The 821-nt window shown below is 74.3% G+C and carries 1 protein-coding gene and 1 pseudogene; both read right to left on the bottom strand.

Features of this window, described 5'->3' with window-relative positions:
• Window positions 1–522, bottom strand: a 522-nt coding sequence (locus tag ACYVE7_RS34955) for an ABC transporter permease subunit (protein WP_460370952.1), incomplete at its 3' end; no start/stop codon positions are given.
• Window positions 519–821, bottom strand: a pseudogene (locus ACYVE7_RS34950) (ABC transporter permease); the annotation flags it as partial. The gene ACYVE7_RS34955 and the pseudogene ACYVE7_RS34950, both read right to left, overlap by 4 nt.

Genomic DNA, 821 nt, shown 5'->3' with positions numbered 1-821 from the left:
CTCGCCGACCGCGCCGAGCGCCAGCCCGATCCCGGTGCGGCGGCCGAACAGGACGGCCAGCACACCCGCCAGCAGCAGCGCCGCGTAGCCGAGGACGGTCTGCTCAAACAGCGCGGGGCCGATCAGCGGGATCTCGTGCAGCAGGGGGATCGCGACGGGGTCGAACCCGGGCACGGCCCTGCCGTGGGTGAAGATCAGGCGGGCGCCGTAGGTGGTCGCGCCGAGCGCCAGCGCGTTCGCGGCGACACCGGTGACGATCTGGTCGGCGCGGAGCGTCACGCTCAGCACCGCCTGGAGCAACGCGACCAGCAGGCCCGCGACCAGCGCGCACCCGACCCCGACCAGTGCGCTGCCGCTCTGGTGGGCGCCGACGGCTCCGGCGAACGCGCCGGTCAGCATCATCCCCTCGACGCTCAGATTGAGCACCCCGGCCCGTTCGCTGACCAGTTCGCCCGCCGACGCGAGCAGCAGCGGCACGGCCAGCCGCACGCCGCCGTCCAGGAGTTCACCGACCGCGCTCATCGCCCGGCCCCCTTCCGCAGGATCATCGCACCGGCGATGAAGATGATCAGTACGCTCTGCACGACCTGCACCGACGAGGCGGGCACCCCGGCGGCGAGCTGCAGGTTGATCCCGCCGGACGCGAGCAGCCCGAACCCGAACGCGATCCCGGCGACGGCCGTCAGCGAGCCGCGTGCCAGCAGCCCGACGACGAGCCCGGCGAACCCGTATCCGGCGGTGAACCCTTCGGCCAGCACGTACGGCGCGGTCGCGACGAGCGCGGCTCCCGCCGTCCCGGCGAGCCCGCCCGCGGTGGCCAG

Source organism: Actinocorallia lasiicapitis, assembly GCF_054778695.1.
The sequence above is the reverse complement of the archived record's forward strand: the minus strand, read 5'-3'. Positions and strand labels throughout refer to the sequence as shown.